The 17,516-nt window shown below is 63.9% G+C and carries 13 protein-coding genes and 1 pseudogene; 8 read left to right on the forward strand and 6 right to left on the reverse strand.

The annotated features are described in order from the left end of the window. Nucleotides 1-8: 8 nt before the first annotated feature. From ACV4UY_RS05565 to ACV4UY_RS05575, 3 genes are read left to right on the forward strand one after another with little or no spacing between them, the layout of a single operon-like run. Nucleotides 9-1,175, forward strand: a complete 1,167-nt coding sequence (locus ACV4UY_RS05565) for a hypothetical protein (RefSeq protein WP_491606655.1) — start codon at nucleotides 9-11, stop codon at nucleotides 1,173-1,175. A gap of 37 nt (nucleotides 1,176-1,212) precedes the next feature. Further along, the gene (lsrF, locus tag ACV4UY_RS05570; protein ID WP_491606656.1) at nucleotides 1,213-2,094 is read left to right on the forward strand and encodes a 3-hydroxy-5-phosphonooxypentane-2,4-dione thiolase; all 882 of its coding nucleotides are present in this window, start codon (nucleotides 1,213-1,215) and stop codon (nucleotides 2,092-2,094) included. Further along, a complete protein-coding gene (locus ACV4UY_RS05575; RefSeq protein WP_491606657.1) occupies nucleotides 2,091-4,175 on the forward strand; it encodes a bifunctional aldolase/short-chain dehydrogenase in 2,085 nt (694 codons plus the stop codon). The genes lsrF and ACV4UY_RS05575 overlap by 4 nt, the downstream gene beginning before the upstream one ends. Before the next feature lie 268 nt (nucleotides 4,176-4,443). On the opposite strand, the gene ACV4UY_RS05580 is transcribed toward ACV4UY_RS05575, so the two are convergent. The 4 genes from ACV4UY_RS05580 to ACV4UY_RS05595 form a co-directional block, all read right to left on the reverse strand. Next, a complete protein-coding gene (locus ACV4UY_RS05580; protein WP_491606658.1) occupies nucleotides 4,444-4,989 on the reverse strand; it encodes a hypothetical protein in 546 nt (181 codons plus the stop codon). 5 nt (nucleotides 4,990-4,994) lie between these two features. Further along, complete coding sequence (locus ACV4UY_RS05585; RefSeq protein WP_491606659.1) at nucleotides 4,995-6,290, reverse strand: nucleoside recognition domain-containing protein; 1,296 nt, start codon at nucleotides 6,288-6,290, stop codon at nucleotides 4,995-4,997. Nucleotides 6,291-6,363: 73 nt separating this feature from the next. Beyond that, a complete protein-coding gene (locus ACV4UY_RS05590) occupies nucleotides 6,364-8,391 on the reverse strand; it encodes a methyl-accepting chemotaxis protein (protein WP_491606660.1) in 2,028 nt (675 codons plus the stop codon). Between the two features lie 258 nt (nucleotides 8,392-8,649). After that, a complete protein-coding gene (locus tag ACV4UY_RS05595) occupies nucleotides 8,650-9,726 on the reverse strand; it encodes a sulfotransferase family protein (RefSeq protein WP_491606661.1) in 1,077 nt (358 codons plus the stop codon). A 266-nt stretch (nucleotides 9,727-9,992) separates the two neighbouring features. Between ACV4UY_RS05595 and ACV4UY_RS05600 the strand changes: the two genes are divergently transcribed. The 3 genes from ACV4UY_RS05600 to ACV4UY_RS05610 all read left to right on the forward strand — a co-directional run bounded on the left by ACV4UY_RS05600 (nucleotide 9,993) and on the right by ACV4UY_RS05610 (nucleotide 12,844). After that, nucleotides 9,993-10,766 carry a WbqC family protein gene (locus ACV4UY_RS05600; protein ID WP_491606662.1) on the forward strand — a complete coding sequence of 258 codons (774 nt, stop codon included), beginning with the start codon at nucleotides 9,993-9,995 and terminating at the stop codon, nucleotides 10,764-10,766. Then, entirely contained in the window at nucleotides 10,748-11,785 is a 1,038-nt protein-coding gene (locus ACV4UY_RS05605) for a dTDP-glucose 4,6-dehydratase (RefSeq protein WP_491606663.1), read from the forward strand. The genes ACV4UY_RS05600 and ACV4UY_RS05605 overlap by 19 nt, the downstream gene beginning before the upstream one ends. Before the next feature lie 99 nt (nucleotides 11,786-11,884). Further along, the gene (locus ACV4UY_RS05610) at nucleotides 11,885-12,844 is read left to right on the forward strand and encodes a glycosyltransferase family 2 protein (protein ID WP_491606664.1); all 960 of its coding nucleotides are present in this window, start codon (nucleotides 11,885-11,887) and stop codon (nucleotides 12,842-12,844) included. A 167-nt stretch (nucleotides 12,845-13,011) separates the two neighbouring features. On the opposite strand, the gene ACV4UY_RS05615 is transcribed toward ACV4UY_RS05610, so the two are convergent. Beyond that, nucleotides 13,012-14,163, reverse strand: coding sequence for a DegT/DnrJ/EryC1/StrS family aminotransferase (locus ACV4UY_RS05615; protein ID WP_491606665.1), 1,152 nt, complete (start codon nucleotides 14,161-14,163; stop codon nucleotides 13,012-13,014). 38 nt (nucleotides 14,164-14,201) lie between these two features. Here ACV4UY_RS05615 and ACV4UY_RS05620 point away from each other — a divergent pair, with 38 nt between their 5' ends. After that, on the forward strand, nucleotides 14,202-16,424 hold the full coding sequence (locus tag ACV4UY_RS05620; protein WP_491606666.1) for a DUF6077 domain-containing protein: 2,223 nt from the start codon (nucleotides 14,202-14,204) through the stop codon (nucleotides 16,422-16,424). A 6-nt stretch (nucleotides 16,425-16,430) separates the two neighbouring features. Here the strand turns inward: ACV4UY_RS05620 and cysC are convergent, their stop codons facing one another. Further along, nucleotides 16,431-17,030 carry an adenylyl-sulfate kinase gene (cysC, locus tag ACV4UY_RS05625; protein ID WP_491606667.1) on the reverse strand — a complete coding sequence of 200 codons (600 nt, stop codon included), beginning with the start codon at nucleotides 17,028-17,030 and terminating at the stop codon, nucleotides 16,431-16,433. 176 nt (nucleotides 17,031-17,206) lie between these two features. Between cysC and ACV4UY_RS05630 the strand changes: the two are divergent. Beyond that, nucleotides 17,207-17,516, forward strand: a pseudogene (locus ACV4UY_RS05630) (hypothetical protein); the annotation flags it as partial.

The following is a 17,516-nucleotide window of genomic DNA, read 5'->3' on the forward strand; positions in this document are numbered from 1 at the left end:
GATCGTCCATGACCGCACCCTCCCGGAATGTCCGGCGACGCTTCATCCCGTTCATCGTTCTGGTCGCCCTCGGCCTGGCATCCCCGGCACACGCCGACGAATGCCGCATCGGCTTCGACGTCGGATCCTCCGGAATCCGCATGGGCCCGGCCAGGCATCCGGAAAAAGCCAAGGTCGCCATCGACTATCTCGGCGATGTCTGGCCGGATCACGAAATCAACACCACCGTGGAAGCCACCATCCAGGCGTTTCGGGAACTGCCCGGCAAGGGCGGCGCTCCGGAAGGGTGTCAGCCGGTGGCCGGGGGCTATTCGGCCTGGCGATTCGCCCTGCAAAAGGGGGATCCGGCCCAGCTGGTCGAAACGCTCCACCAGATCCACGCGCAAACCGGAGTCCCCCTGTTCGTCATCCCGCAGGATGTCGAGGGAACCTACGGTCATCTGGCCGCGCGTCAGAGTCTCGGAGAGAAGCTGACCACCCCCTTCATCCTCGATCTGGGAGGCGGAAGCCTGCAGATCGCCGGCGAACAGTCCGGATGGGGCGCGGATCTGGGACAGAAGGCATGGCGCAAGCTCTATTGCGAACAGGTAAAAAAAAACAAGGATCCCGCCTGTTCCCCCAATCCGGTGGGAGAAAAGGCTGTCGAGGAGACCTTGCGCCTGTTGCAGCCGCGCTTCGAGGAGGCGGCCAAGGCGGTGGGCACGGAACTCAACATCACCGCGATCAGCGCGCCGGTGGTCAAGACCATCCACCCGGTGTTGAAATACCTGGCCGACGACCGCCAGGCGATCCCTTCCGGTGGCGTGGATGAACGGGGCTTCGATCGCGCCACCCTGCTCGACGCCATCGGACTGTTGCAGGAGATGGACGATACCGGCCTGAACCGGCTGTTCAACGACCCTCTGACCCACCCCGGACAGCCGGTCTGCGATATCCGTTATCTCTCCACCCTGGTCACCGACATGCTGCTCATCCATGCGATCATGGAAAATCTGGAGATTCAACGCATGGAGGTCGGCTTTGCCTCGATCACCAACGTGCCGGGACTGATCGCCGATCCGCGCGCCGAGGCATGGCGGAAGCACTACCCCTGTTACCTGGAAAAACTGCTCACACTCGGCGTCGATGCCTACAAGGCCGATCCGGCCAACTGCCCGGTCGCGCCTGCGCAATGACGCGCATCCCCCACTTCCCGTACCAAGGATTGTCACCATGGCCGATACCGACGACCTGAAAGATACCCACGACTACCACCTGGAAATCCCCCAAACCGCCGAACCGTTCCCGCTCAAGGGGTGCGACAATCTCGACTGGGGAATGAAAAATCGCCTGTCGAACATCTTTTCGCCCGCCACCGGACGCACGGTGATGCTGGCCGTGGATCACGGCTACTTCATGGGCCCCACCACCGGCCTGGAACGGATCGATGTCACCATCCGGCCTTTGCTCAAATACGCCGACACCCTGATGTGTACCCGCGGGGTGCTGCGCACCCTGACGCCGGCCACCTTCACCCGCGGAATCTCGCTGCGCGCCAGCGGTGGGCCAAGCATCTTAAAGGAGCTTTCCGACGAACGGATCGCGGTGGACATCGAGGATGCGCTGCGTCTGAACGTGTCGGCCATGGCGGTGCAGGTATTCATCGGCGGAGAGCACGAAACCCAGTCGATCCACAACATGACCCGTCTGGTGGATCAAGGGTTGCGCTACGGACTGCCGGTTCTCGGCGTGACCGCCGTGGGCAAGGAGCTGACCCGCGACGCCAAATACATGCGTCTGGCCACGCGCATCTGCGCCGAGCTGGGGGCCACCTTCGTCAAGACCTATTTCGTCTCCAAAGGGTTCGAGACGGTCACCGCCGCCTGCCCGGTGCCGATCGTGATCGCCGGCGGCAAGAAGCTTCCCGAGGCCGAGGCCCTGACCATGGCCTATCAGGCCATCGATCAGGGCGCCGCCGGGGTGGACATGGGACGCAACATCTTCCAGTCCGACGCACCGGCGGCCATGATCCAGGCGGTAGGCAAGGTGGTGCACGAGCGGTTCACCCCGCGCGAGGCCCATGATTTCTATCTGGCCTTGAAGAATCAGGCATGATCAACCGCTGGTCGGATCACGACGCCGCCGAATTTCTCGAGCGGCTCTCCTCCCGTTGGGGAGAACCCCTGGCCCTGCGCACCTACACCAGCCGCCTGCTCGGAGCGGACAAGGGGTTGGTGCTGCACGGCGGCGGCAACACCTCGGTCAAGGCCAGGCGACGCACGCTGCTGGGCACCGAGGTCATGGCCCTGTTCGTCAAGGGGTCGGGCTGGGATCTGGATGCCATCGAACCCGAGGGGTTCACCGCCCTCGACTGGCAGCCGCTGCGCGCCCTCGACGCCCTGCCCCATCTCGACGATACGGTCATGGTCAACGAACTGATGATCCGCCGGTTCGACGCCGAGGCCCCCACCCCTTCCATCGAAACGCTGCTGCACGCCTTTCTGCCGCACGCCTACATCGATCACACCCACGCGGACGCCATCCTCACGTTAACCAACCAGCCGGATGGCGAAGCGCACATCCGCGCCGCCCTCGGGGATGGGGTGGCGATCCTCCCCTATGTCCATCCCGGCTTCGAGCTGGCCAAGGCGGTCTCCATCCTCCATGCCGCCCATCCGGGTTGCAAGGGGATGGTGTTGATGAAGCACGGTCTGGTGACCTGGGGAGCGAGCGCCCGCGAGTCGTATGACGCCACCATCGATCTGGTCAGCCGTGCCGAAGCCTACATCGCCCGAATCGGCAAACCGGTCTCCCGCTCCTTGCGGCGGGTCACCGCGGTGAATGCCGCCCGTGAGCGCTATCTGGATCTGGCCCCGCGGCTGCGCGGCGCGCTGGCCCTGCCGACCGGCAACCCGGATCACCCCCATGCCCGTTGCGTGCTGGTTCCGGTGATCACCCGCGAGACCCTGAATCTGGTGGATGCGGAGAACGGCCCGGAACTGGCCATCACTCCGCCCCTCACCTCCGACCATCTGATCCGCACCCGGAACCTCCCCTTGTGGATCGACGATGCCGCCTCGATACCCACGGCCATCGCCGAGTTCCAGCATCACTATCGGGAGCGGTTTCAGCGTTTGTCCAGCGCCTCCCAGCCGCCGAAGATCTTTGATCCCACCCCGCGAATCCTCTTCATGCCCGGCATCGGGGCCATCTGCGTGGGACGCACCGCCCAGGAGGCCGCGATCACCCGCGACATCCTCTGGCAGACCTTGCAGGTCAAGGAGCAGATCGCCGCCATGGGCGGAACCTATCAGGGACTCGAGGATCCGGAGCTGTTCGCCATGGAATATTTTCCGCTCCAGATCAAAAAACTCGCCCGTCTGCGCGAAAAACCCCTGGCGCGTCACGTCGCGCTGGTCACCGGGGCCGCCGGAGCGATCGGCGCGGGAATCTGTCGCGGGTTGTTGGAACAGGGGTGCCATGTGGCGGGCGCGGACCTGGCCGGCGAGGCGCTCGATTCGCTGGCCACGGAGTTGAGCGTCTGGGCACCGGGTCGTTTTCTGCCGGTGGTGATGGATGTCACCTCCCCGGAAGCGGTCGGTGCCGGTTTCGCGGCCCTGGTGGAGCAGTGGGGCGGCGTGGATCTGGTGATCCCGAATGCCGGGTTGGCGCATGTGGCGGCGTTGGACGAATTGCAGCCGGCGATGTTCCAGAGGTTGCAGAGGGTCAATGTGGAGGGGACGTTGCTGGTATTGGCCGAGGCGGCGCGCATTTTCAAGAAACAGGCGACCGGCGGCGACATCGTGATGATCTCGACCAAGAACGTCTTCGCCCCCGGAGCCCGCTTCGGGGCCTACAGCGCCACCAAGGCGGCGGCCCATCAACTGGCGCGCATCGCCTCGCTGGAGATGGCCGAATACGGGGTTCGGGTCAACATGGTGGCCCCGGACGGGGTATTTTCCGACGGTGCCCGGCCTTCGGGCTTGTGGGCCGAGGTGGGACCGGACCGCATGAAAGCGCGCGGGTTGGACGCGGACGGGTTGCAGGAGTACTACCGCAACCGCAATCTGCTCAAGGCGCGCATCACGGCGGCGCATGTGTCCGAGGCGGTGTTGTTTTTCGCCACGCGACGCACCCCAACCACCGGGGCGACCTTGCCGGTGGATGGCGGGTTGCCGGACGCGACGCCAAGGTAGAAGCAACCGAACAGCGGCCCAAAAAAACTGTTGCAGGGGACGAGGGACTGAAGATTCCCGGCGGAGGCCGGAGGCAGAGCCTCGGGGACTTTTTTCTTGCCCTTGGATCCCACCAGGGGGACAATCCCCCGGACCCTTGATAATGGAACCATGGATCCTGTGATGGGCGCTATTCAAAACTATTATTATATCAACAAAAAAATAAACACCAATCAGACAGTATGTTGCACAGAACGATGCGAAATACAGGTTATTGACTCCTCGGATTTTACATAACTCCACCCAACTCCACTTCCAGAAGCTCCCCGCGATAGGCCTGAAACCGTTCATCCAGCCACTGGGACAGTTCCACCGCCCAATCGAGATTCTCCGGCTGCTTGTCGATCTCCCCCAGCACCCGCTGGGTCACATGCAACGCCGCACTCATGAATCCATCTTCCGCGAACGTGTCGGTGATCACCTTGAAGAAGTTCAGATCGTTGACATAGCGCTCGCGCCGCTCACGGTTGATCCCCGGCAACTCACCGAACAACCGCTCCAACGTGGCTCCGAACGGCTCGTTGCAGGCCGGATGGGTGGCCAACACCGCCTGACGCCAGACAAAGGCCAACAACACGGCATGATAACGGGCCAAACGCTGCCTTTTGAGCCACTGCAACGGCTTCAACCCCAACACGGCGTAAAACGCCTCGTCCGGACCCAATGCGATCTCGCGCAGCGGAATGGCACTCAATTCCGCGATCGAACGACGCTTGCGACGGGTCAGATTGCCCGTCCATTCCGCTTCCAGAGCCGCCGGTGACCAGGTGGCCATGGTCATCACCCTCCGTACAACCAGAAACAGATGAAAACCGCCGCGACGATGCCGGCCAGATCACCGATCAGGGCAGCAGCCAGGGTGTGGCGTACCCGTCGGATCCGGATGGCGCCGTAATAGACCGCCAGAATGTAAAAAGTGGTCTCCGAGGAGCCTTGCAGGGTGCTGGTCAACAGGCCGATGTAACCATCCGGGCCGATGGCCGGGTTTTGCAGCAGAGAGGCCAGATACCCCTGGGCGCCGGATCCGGACAAGGGACGCAGGATCGCCATGGTCAAGGCTTCGGCGGGCAGACCGAATCGGGCGGTCCAGGGACCGATCAGCTCGGTGAAGGCGCCCAGGGCGCCGCTGGACCGGAGCATGCCCACCGCCACCAGGATGGCGACCAGATAGGGGATGATGCGCACCCCGATCTCGAACCCCTCCCGCGCCCCCTCCACGAACACCTCGTAGACCCGCACGCCACGCACGAACCCAAAACTCAACATGCCGGTCATGAGCGCCGGGAGCACCCAGGGGGAGATTGAACGACCGTAGAGAATGGTCACCGGGATCAAGGCGATCAGGATCACCAGGGCCAGGGTGGAGACCCAGACCGGATATCCCTGCCCAGGGTTGGTCTGAACATCCGCCGTTCCAGCCCCCACATTGGCGCGGTTCACCTCGGCACCCACCCCGGCCAGCTGTTCAACCGGTGAAAACGATTGCAGGAACTTGGCGGCCAGAATGGCGACCGAGGTGGAGAAGAAGGTGGCGAACAGGGTGGTGGAGAGAATCGCCGCCGGCTCGCTCGAGCCCACCGAGGCGCGCAACGCGATCACGCTGGTGGGAACCAGGGTGACGCTCGAGGTGTTGATGGCCAAAAACAGGGCCATGGCGTTGGTGGCCACCCCTGGAGAGGGGTTGAGCCGGTCCAGCTCCTTCATGGCGCGGATGCCGAAGGGGGTGGCGGCGTTGCCCAGCCCCAGGGCGTTGGCGGAGAGGTTGAGGATCATCGCCCCCATGGCCGGATGATCCGCCGGCACATCGGGGAACAGCCGCACCATCAACGGACGGATCAACCGGGCAAGCATGGTCAGCAGCCCGCCCTCCTCGGCCACCTTCATCAGCCCCAGAAAAAGGGCCATCACCCCGACCATGCCGATGGAGAGGGTGACCGAACCGTTGGCCGCCTCCACCATGCCGTTGGTCAACGCCTGCATGGGGGAGTCCCCAGCCGTGCCGGGAATCCAGCGGATCTCTTGCCAGGCGGTCACCCCGAAAGCGATCAGGACCAGGGCGAAGAAGAATCGGTTCATGCGCGGTATCGATGCATCCCAAGATCGCGTGGGTTCGGAACCTTTCGCGGCCCGCAACCCACGCGAACGTCAATCAAAACGACTCGAACTCGTCATCCCGTGTGGCCGGCGCCGGCAGGGCCGGCACCCGTCCACCCCCGGTCACGGCCTTGACCGGCGCGGCGACCCGCGCCGACGGCGCAACCGACCTGGCGGCCAGCCCAGGGGCGCATCCGGCGGGCGCCGTATGACCGATCTTGAAGAAGCCCATGCTCCCCTGCAAACGGGTCGCCTGTTCGGAGAGTTCGTCGGCGGTGGCGGCCATCTCCTCGCTGGCGCCGGCATTGAGCTGAATCACCTTGTCGAGTTGCTGGATCGCCTGGTTGACCTGACGCGCCCCCTGATTCTGCTCCACGCTGGCGGCGGCGATCTCGCGCACCAGTTCGGCGGTGCGCTGAATGTCCGGCACCAGCCGTTGCATGATCGCGCCGGTCTTTTCGGCCACGGACACGCTGGAGGCGGAGAGCTGTCCGATCTCCCCGGCTGCGACCTGGCTGCGCTCGGCCAACTTGCGCACTTCGGCGGCCACCACCGCGAACCCCTTGCCATGTTCGCCGGCCCGAGCCGCCTCGATGGCCGCGTTCAGGGCCAGCAGATTGGTCTGACGGGCGATATCCTCGATGATCGAGATCTTCGAGGCGATCTCCTTCATCACCCCGACCGCCTCCAGCACCGACTCTCCGCCCTCGCGGGCACTGGTGGCCGCCTGGGTGGCGATCTTCTCGGTGGTCTGGGCGTTGTCGGTGTTCTGCTGGATGTTCGAGGTCATCTGCTCCATGGCCGCCGAGGTCTCCTCGATCGAGGCGGCCTGCTCGGAGGCACCCTGGGAGAGATTCTGGGCATTGGCGGTCATCTCGCGACTGCCGTTGGCCACGTTGTCGGCGGCGGTCATCACCTCCTCGACCACGCCGCGCAGCTTGCACACCATGTCGTTCAACGCCATCGCCAGACGCCCGGCCTCGTCACGGCTGGTCAGGGTCAAGGAGCTCTCCAGATCCCCGGAGGCCACCTTTTCGGCAAACCCCAGACTTTCGAAGATCGGTCTGGTGATCGAACGGGTCACCACCCAGGCCAACAGCAGTCCGAACACGATGGCGATCAACGACACCCCGATCACCACGCTCCGGGTCTCCTGGGCATTGACCAGCATCTGATTCTCGGAGAGGATCTTCGCCTTGGTGAGGTCGCTCATGGCGTGGAAGAGCTTTTTCACGTCCGCCAGATGGACCTGGGTCTCGCCGGCGAAAATCTGCTCGGCCTTCTCCTTGCCCATCAGGTTCATACGGGCGCGCTCCTGCATCAAGGCCAGGGTGGCGCGAACCTTGGTGAGGGCGGGGATCACCTTCTCCTGGTAGTGTTTGGCCGCCACCGCGACATTTCCGGCCACCAGCGCCTTCTTGATCGCATCCCCCTCCTCATGCAGGACACGATGGTCGGGTTCGATGGCATCGAGCATCCGCGCCAGCTCCGGATCCGAAGCACGCATCCGCTTGCCATCCTCGCCGTACATGAACTTGCCCAATCCGCACTTGGTGGGATCGAGCTGCACGGTGAGATCCTTCTGGCCTTGCAGAATCGCATCCTGCACCTTGCCCGACCAGACCAGATGGTCCACCTCGCGCTGGGTCAGGAACTCCGGCAGACGGGGGTCCGCGCGTTGGAACACCTGGCTGATCTTGCGGGCCGAGGCATGCAGATTTTTATGCGGCTCCTCGACCGAGGCGAGGATCGGTTTCAAGTCGGGCACCAACTGCTCGGCCTGTTGACGCCCCTCGCCGTAGTACCACTTGCCGAAGGCGCATTGGGTGTGATCGAGCTGCACCCCCATTTCGGCGGCCTTCTCATCGTTGATGAAGGCGCTCACCTTGTTGGCCCAGTTGAGATGATCCACCTCGCGCTGCAACAACTCGCCACGCAACTTGTTGCCGGCCACCACCTCCAGACCGTCATGCACCATGCCGGAGATCCCCTTGAGGGACCATCCCGCCACGACCATCAACAGCACCAGCACCAGACCGATGCCGGTCAGGATCTTTTTGCCGAGGCTCAAGTTTTTCCACATGCTGAATTCTCCCCCAACAGTTCGCTCACGAACGACAGCGGTGAACAAGGCATCGTGAACAGCTCCCCTTGGTTTCTTGCATTTCCGGCGCGCCATCCCGAACCATCACGCCAGATCGATGCAACCACGCCAGGGTATTCACAGAGAAACATCTACCATTCGTTATACAAAATTTTGAAAATAGTGCCTCAAAATTGCAGGTTTGAAAAGGTTTTGTCGCGCGCCCCTCAAAAAACCACGGATGCAGGCGGATTCTGGTCACCGTTTCCAACCCGAGGCCAGCCGCACCACCCGTCCACGCAACGGACCGGCCAAACGCAAGGCCCAGGGAACCCCCCACTTGGCCTTTTTGGCGTAATAGACCGGAGTGAGAAACCGTTTGCCCCATGAAAGGAGCGCCCGAGGGACCAGGGCGAGACGTTCGAGGGCCGACATCCCGCCGAAACGGGTCGGGTAGCCGCTGGCACGCAGGGTGGCGCCGGCGAACCACTCGAACAACCGTTGTTCGTCGTCGTCGAGCGCCGCACGCCACTTCTCGCGGTTGTCGGCCTGGACCGGACCGCGCAACAGGTCGTGGGTTCCTCCGGTGGAGAGCACCCGCGCCGATTCGCTCCGGGTCAGATCCACCGGCCAGGCGGGAGTCGGACGATTCAGGAAGGCGGCGATGCGCGCCACCGTCTCCTCGGGACGGGTCAACAGGGTTTCGTAGGAGATCTCCAGATAACGATCCGGATGGGCCCGCCCCCAAGCGCGCTTGTCACGCACATGCCGGCTCCACAACCAGGCCGCCTCCCCGAGGCTTGCCGGTCCCCACCAGGATTTGAGCCAGGAGAGGGCCACATCCCGGCCATCGCGCACGATATGGATCACCCGCATCTCCGGCAGATGGGCCTCCCAGATCGACAGGGGCAGGGATTCGTGAAAGGAGCTGTTGTCCACCCAACCGGACTGGCCGTGGGCACGCGCGTAGCGATCGAACCAACCCCGGATCATCCCGCCGAAATCCCGGCTCTCCTCCGCCAGGCCATCCATCTGGTCGGCGACGGCCAGAAGCGTGACCGGCTGGAGATCCTCGAGACGCTTGGTGGGATAGGTGCGCGCGGTCAGGATGGTGACGAAATCGACCATCGCCGCCAGCAACCGTCCTCGCGCGGCCCGTCCGCCCAGATCCCCCCAGGCCCACAAGCCGCGCGCGAACGCCGGGATCACATGGGTCTCCAGCGGAGCCGCCAGACCGAATCCCGCCTCCAGGATCGAGGTCAACAGAGTGGTGCCGGAGCGGTCGCAACCGACCACGAAGAGTGGAACCATGGATTCTCGTTCGGAATGCTTCATGCTGCCCTTTCTCCACGCGCCTCGCGCGTCTCCCCAAAACCGTGGAACACAGACCGTTTCCGCAACCGCGTTCCTTCCAGAACTCCACCCAGGATGCAAGGCGCCCCATGCCCCATGACGCACCCATTTTCTCTCGATTCCCGGCAACGAATATGGCATATTGTCAGGTTGGTGCGCCAGAAGTTTCCACCATCCGCGCCGGATCCCATGACCTTCATGCCTCCGGCGATCCGAGCCCTCGACCAAGAACGCGGGTCAGACCCACGATGAAAACCATCGCCGTCCTGCAACCGGGATATCTGCCCTGGCTCGGCTTTTTCGAGCAGATGTACCGCTGCGACCTGTTCGTCTATTACGACGACGTGCAGTACGACAAACACGGCTGGCGCAATCGCAACCGCGTCCGTTCGTCCAACGGACCCCTCTGGCTGACCGTGCCCGTGCGTCACAAGGGGCTGAACAAACCTCTGATCCGCGAGATCGAAATCGATCCCGCCAACCCCTGGGCGCGCAAACAGCTCGCTTCGATCGAACAGTGCTATGCCAAGGCCCCCTTTGCCAGGGATTACCTCCCGGAACTGCGGGAACTGCTCTCCCGCCCCTGGCGCTGGCTGATCGACCTGGACCTGACCCTCATCGAGCAGATGTGTCGCTGGCTCGGACTGGAGCGGCCAACCTGTCTGGCCTCGGAACTGGGCATCCCCGGCGAGCGCAGCGAACGACTCCTGGAAATCTGTCGTCACTTCGAGGCGGATCGCTATCTCTCCGGCAACGCCGCGCAAGCCTATCTGGATGTCGATCTGTTCGCCCGGCACGGCGTGACCGTGGCCTGGCAAAACTACCACCACCCCGTCTACCCGCAAATTCACGGGGACTTCATCCCCTATCTCTCCACCCTCGACCTGCTGCTCAACGCCGGTCCGGAGAGCCTGGACATCCTCGCCGCCGGTGACCGCGACACTACCCGGTCGAACGACGAATCAACCCCCAGCATGACGAACCCGTCAAGGAACGACCCATCATGTCGAAAACCGTGTTGATCACCGGCGGAGCCGGTTTCATCGGCTCCAACTTCGTCAAGCATCTCCTCGACCACCATCCCGAGTATCGCCTGGTGGTGGTCGATCAACTGACCTATGCCGGCTCCACCGACAATCTTCCGCCGGAGTTCTCGCCCGAGCATCCAGCCCCGCATCAGTTCTGGTACGGCAACATCTGCAACGCCGAACTCATGAACACCCTGGTCGCCGATGCCGACATCGTGGTCCACTTCGCCGCCGAGTCCCACGTCACCCGTTCGATCTTCGACAACCAGCAGTTCTTCCAGACCGACGTCATGGGCTCCTACGTGCTCGCCAACGCCGTGCTCAAGGCGGGCAAACGCATCGAACGGCTCATCCACATCTCCACCTCCGAGGTGTACGGTACCGCCGAAACCGAACGGATGGACGAGAACCACCCCTTGAACCCCATGAGCCCCTACGCCAGCGCCAAATGCGGCGCGGACCGGCTCTTCTACTCCTATTGGGCCACCTATCGGATTCCGGTGGTGATCGTGCGCCCCTTCAACAACTACGGACCCAGGCAACACCTGGAAAAGGTGATCCCACGCTTCATCGTCAGCGGCCTGACCGGCATGCCGATGACCGTGCACGGCGATGGCACCGCGGCGCGGGATTTCGTCCACGTCGCAGACCACTGCCGCGCCCTGGACCAGATTCTCCACGCCCCGGCGGATCAGGTGGTCGGCGAGGTGTTCAACATCGCCACCGACGAGCATCACTCGATCCTGGATATCGCCCACGATCTCACCGACATCATGGGACTCACCAGGGAGTCGATCACCTACCGGGGCAACCGTCCCGGCCAGGTCTCCCGGCACACCGGCAACTCGGACAAACTCCGGGCGCGCCTGGGCTGGAAACCGACCATCTCCTGGCGCGAAGGGCTGGAGCAGACCGTGGCCTGGTATCGGGCCAATCCGGAGTGGTGGAAAAAACAGGAGTGGATGCGCACCGTCCCGATCGTCACCGCCTCGGGACAGGTGGAGTTCCACTGAACACAACCGGGATGGGGGCGCCCCCATCCCGGAACCTGGAACTCCCCCATGGGCGTTCCACGATCATCCGCATCACAACGATCAGGAGTCGAGCCGAACATGGCGTTCATCAGCGTGGTCATTCCGATCTTTCGGGAAGAGGCGATCCTCGAGGAGATGGTCTCGCGCCTGAAGGCCGTGCTCGAACCCATCAGCCCGGATCACGAGATCCTTTTCGTGCTCGATGGCGGAAAGGATCGCTCCTGGGAGATCCTCGCGGGGCTGGCGGCACGGGATGCGCGCATCAAGGCCATCGAATTCAGCCGCAATTTCGGCCAGCATCTGGCCATCTCCGCGGGTCTGGACGCCTGTGACGGGGATTGGGTGGTGGTGATGGACGGCGATCTCCAGGACCGGCCCGAGGTGATCCCGGATCTCGTCCAAAAAGCCCTGGAGGGGTACGACGTGGTGTTCGTGGCCCGGCGCCAGCGCAAGGAGTCCGGACTCTACCTCGCGCTGGTCCGGATGTTCCACTGGCTCTTTCAGAAACTCTCCGGCACCCACACCGATCCGGATATCGGCAACTTTTCGATCATTTCACGCCAGGTGGTCGAGAACTATCGGGATCTTCGCGAGGAGTTGCGCTTTTACGGCGGCATCGTCCACTGGCTCGGTTTCCGCCATGCCATCCTCCCCGCCGAACAGGGGGAGCGGTTCGCCGGCATCTCCGGCTATCGCGGCTGGTACAAACGGGTCCGACTGGCCACCCACATCATCCTGGCCCACTCCGAACGCCCTCTCTATCTTTCGGCGGCCATCGGCCTGATCATGGCGAGCGGATCGTTTCTGATCGGTCTCTATTTTCTGCTGCGCGCCCTGTTGGGAGACATCGACGTTCCCGGTTGGGCCAGCCTGATGGTCGCCCTGTTCTTCAACACCGGTCTGATCCTCGGGGTGTTGGGAATCATCGGCATCTATGTGGGGAAGATCTTCGGCGCGGTCAAACAGCGTCCGCTCTACATCGTCGCGCGCCGTCTCGGACTCTCTCCCGACGACTCCAACCATCCCGCGCCGCGCTAACTGGCATGATGGGGGGAGAACCCCCTCACCCCCGACCATGGACCTCCCTGACGGGAGTGCCATGGTAAAACGCACGGATCCCGAACCGGATCGGCAGCCGGAAACGTTCACCCGCGCGCGATGCGGTGGAGCGATACCGGGATCCGGGGGCCACGGTGCCGGTTCGGTCACCCCCGCGCGATGCGGTGGAGCGCCTCGATCACCAGATCCACATCCGCGTCGCTCATGCGGGGGTAGAGCGGCAGGGAGATCACCCGCTCCCCGATCCACTCGGCCACCGGAAAACTTCCAGGCTTGAAACCGAACCGCTCGGAAAAATAACGGGTCAGATGCACGGGTCGGTAGTTGACCATCACGCTGACCCCCTCGGCGTGCAGGGCAGCGATCCAGCCATCTCTCGGCAGCCGCCCTTCCACCAGGATCGGGAACAGATGACGCGCATGTCGGGTTCCCGGAGCCGGCGGCGCGAACAGGCGCACCCCATCCAGCCCGGCCAGGCCGGCCTCATAACGTTGCGCCAGCGCCTCGCGGCGCGCCAGGTTGCGCTCGATCCGCCCCATTTGCGGCAGGAGCAGCGCGGCCTCGATGTTGCTCATGTTGTATTTCCACCCCATGAGCACCATGTCCCAATGCTCGTACCCCCTGGAAGCCCGTTCGGCCCCGCTCTTGGTCATGCCGTGCAGACGCAACAGACGCAACCGTTCGTGCAACGCATCGTCGTTGACCGCAAGCGCGCCCCCTTCGCCGCAGGTGATGTTCTTGGTGGCATAGAAACTGAAACAGGCCGTATCCCCCAGGGAGGCGGGACGGACCTCCCCGGAACGCCCCTCCAGGCAGTGGGCCGCATCCTCGATCAGGTGCAATCCTCTTTGCCTGGCCAACTCCCGGAGTGCTACCATGTCGCACAGTCGTCCATACAGATGGACCGGCAGAATGGCACGGGTCCGTTCGGTGATGGCCGCCGCCACGCACCCGACATCCAGGTTGCCGGTCTCCGGCTCCACATCCACGAAAACCGGCATGGCGCCCGTCTCCAGGATCGCGGCGGCGGTGGCGATGAAGGTCATCGGGGTGGTGATCACCTCATCCCCCGGCCCGATGCCCAACGCCAACAGGGAGATGTGCAACGCCCCGGTGCAACTCGTGGTGGCCAGAACGTGGCGACACCCCAGATACTCGGCCAGTCGGGCCTCGAAGCGGGCCACGGTCTCCCCGGTGGTCAGCACCGGATGACGAATGGCGGCGGCGACCGCATCGATCTCCTCTTGACCGAGATCGTGCAGAAAGAACGGAACTTTGAATCGGGACGAGGCGGTCAAGCTCGGACTCCTGTCGGCACTTGGGAATTTCACGCGGGATGACCATTCTAAATGCGACGCCTCCCCTGTCAAGGCGAGGCGAAACCGATCGGATCGAAGCCCTGACCCTGCTGCCGTTGCTCGGACTGGCCCTCTGGACCCTTCTCGCCCACGGGATCGGCCTGTTCGGACAGGGCAATTTCCACGATCTGACCCGCTGGGCCTGGATCCCCCTGGTCGCCACACCGCCGCTCTGGCTGGCACTCCGGGACCGAACCAGACACAACCCGCTCCCCAGCCCCGTTCCAGACCCCCACCCACCCCGACCCGTGGACTGGACATCCCTGACCCTGGCCGCGGCCCTTGTCGCGCTGTTTGAATTCGCGCTCCACCCCTTTCCCAATGGGCGCATACACCTGTTCTGGATGGTCGCCATGCTCTTCCTGGGACACGCCTGGTGGACCATGCGCGACCAACCGGGCGTCGAACCCGCGCCTCCGGCTTCCTTGCGGCGCGCCGAGGCCTGGCTGTTCGCCCTGCTCGTCATCGCCGCCGTGGCGATCACGGCCATGGCCCATCGTCCGGATCCGGACGACCAGTACTACTCGAATCTGGCGGCCATGACCCTCGATCACCCGGACCGGCCCCTGCTCTCCTGGAACCAGATGGTCTGGGCGGAAACCGAACTCCGCTGGATGCCCGTGGATCGCGTTCCCTCCGTGGAGTTGCTGGTGGCGATGCTCGCCTCGCTCCTGGAGCGCGAACCCATCTGGGTCTCGCACCTGCTGCTCGCCCCGCTTTACGCCGCCTGGGTGGTGCTGGCCCAGGCCCTGTTGCTGCGCCATCTGGCCCCCAACCACTGGCTGACCGCGCTCCCCATCACCCTCGGACTGCTGCTGCTCGTCGGCGGGGAGTTCCGTGCCAGTCCAGCCGTGTTCGCTTTCGTGCAACTCCAGTTCGGCAAGTCCCTGCTCTTCTCCGCGCTGCTGCCGGTGCTGCTGTTGTCCGGTCTGCGCTTCGCGCAAACCGGACGAACGCGCGACGCCGCATGGATCGTTCTGGGACAGATCGCCGCGGTGGGATGCTCCTCGTCGGGAATCTTCCTGGGGCCGGTGGCCACCGGACTGGGGCTGGTCGCCAACTGGCGTCCCAACCGCATCGCCACCCTGCGGGTCCTCCTCGGCGTGCTGGCCTGCGCCTATCCCCTCGGCCTGGGCCTGTCGATGCGCCACGCCACGGTCGATGCCATGGTCAACACCGCCTGGCAGATGCCCGACATGGCGCAAAGCATCCACTATGTGTTCGGCAAGGGCCCCCACCTGTGGTTCTACCTGCTGGTTCTGATCGGCGCCTGGACCACCCTCTCCGACCCGCGACCGCGACGCACGCTGTTGGGACTCTCCTGCGTGTTCATCGGCTTTGTCTTCAATCCACTCCTCCATCCGCTCCTGACCGAGCATCTCACCGGCCCGGTCACCTGGCGGCTGTTTCTGACCCTGCCGATGCCCCTGCTCGGCGCGCTGCTGCTCCATGCGATCGCCTTGCCGCACCCGGAGAGCCAACCCGACGCGACGCCTCGCATCCCGGCCATGGAATCACGTCTGCCGGTGGTCATCACCCTGATCTGCGCGGGGACGATCCTGTTATCGTTCCTGCCGCGCTGGCGCGGCTGGTGGGGCGACCCCTTCGCGCCGACGATCGCCCTGGTGGGGCTGGCCCTGATCGCCCGTTTCATGCCCCGTCTCCGGTTCGGAGTCGGCATGCTCGTCCTGATCACCCTGCTGGCCACCCTCGCCCACCTGACCACCGACGGGCAGGGAAGACGCCCCCCCCTCACCCCACCCCGAACACGGATCGAACGACCCGACATCAAGGCTCCCCGCCTGGAATTCGAGCTGGCGCTGGCCGTCGTCGGTCAGACCCCTCCCGATCACGCCGCGCTGGTTCCACGCGCGTTGGGCGTCTGGGTCACGACACGGCGTCACCATCCCCGACTGGTTGCCGTGGAAAGGAGCTACATGAATCAACTGGCCGATTTCTTGACATCCGAGGAGCGGGAAGGACGGCTGGAGCTGCTCGATTACGTGGAGGGAAACAAACAACCGGTCAATGGAAGGGAACGACTCGCGGCGGCCATCGATGACCTGCGCATCGGGCTGGTGGTGATCCATGGGACAATCCCCTGGCGCGCCGAAATCGAGGAGATTCTGGGCGCCAGGGGATTCGAGTCATCCGAACGAGAGGGGTATCGGTTCTGGATCCGCCGACACGAACGGCCCTGATGCGGATCAGTCGCCACCCAACCGCGCCAACACCCGCTCCACGCAGGCTTCCACGCTCTCGTTGCCGGTGTCGAGGCGCAGTTCCGGATTCTCCGGGGCTTCATAGGGGGAGGAGATGCCGGTGAACTCCGGGATGAGGCCGGCCCGGGCCTTGCGGTAGAGCCCCTTGACATCGCGCTGTTCGCAAATCTCCAGGGAGCACTCGCAGTGGATCTCCAGAAAATCGCCGGGGGCCACCAGATTGCGTACCCGCTGGCGATCGGCGGCAAACGGGGAGATGAAACCGCACAGCACGATCAGGCCGGCATCGAGCATCAATTTGGCCACCTCGCCGATACGCCGGATGTTCTCGACCCGATCCTGATTGGAAAAGCCCAGATCCCCGCACAGACCATGACGCACATTATCCCCGTCCAGGGCATAGGTGTGGCGTCCGGCGTCGTGGAGATGCTTTTCCAGGGCGTGGATCATGGTGGACTTGCCGGATCCGGACAGACCGGTGAACCAGAGGATGGCGCCGCGATGACCGTTCATGCGTTCCCGGTCGGCGCGGTTGACCAAGACTTCCTGCCAAACGGCGTTGGGACTGGCGGTGGGTTGTGTCATTGTTTTTTTCGAACCTTCGTTTCGTGTTGCGGGCATTGGACCGTTTCGACCAACGGGCGAGAACGGACCACGCCTAAGGAGGGTGGAATGGACAAACAAACGTTGGTATCATGGATGAATCCTCTCTGACAAGTGGAGAAGAACGTTTTTTGAGCGCATTGGAGCATGTGACCACGATGGCACCCCGCAAGATACACGACACCCCCTCGATGCGCGTCATGGCCTATCGCAAGCGACGCCAGGAAGGGATGAAACGGCTGGAGATCTGGCTTACGGACGAGGAGTTGGCCCAATTCGACCATTTGGCCACCACCCTGGGCAGCAGTCGTGCGCGGGTGGTTTCCCATCTCCTCAAGGCAGCCGGAGCCGTTCTTCAAGAGACCGGACACGACTCCGCCGCCCCGGCACGCCCGGAGCCGATCGATGCGGAGGCCGCCCCGGCACGCCCGGAGCCGATCGATGCGGAGGCCGCCCCGGCACGCCCGG

The sequence above is a fragment of the Candidatus Magnetaquiglobus sp. genome (assembly GCF_058402785.1).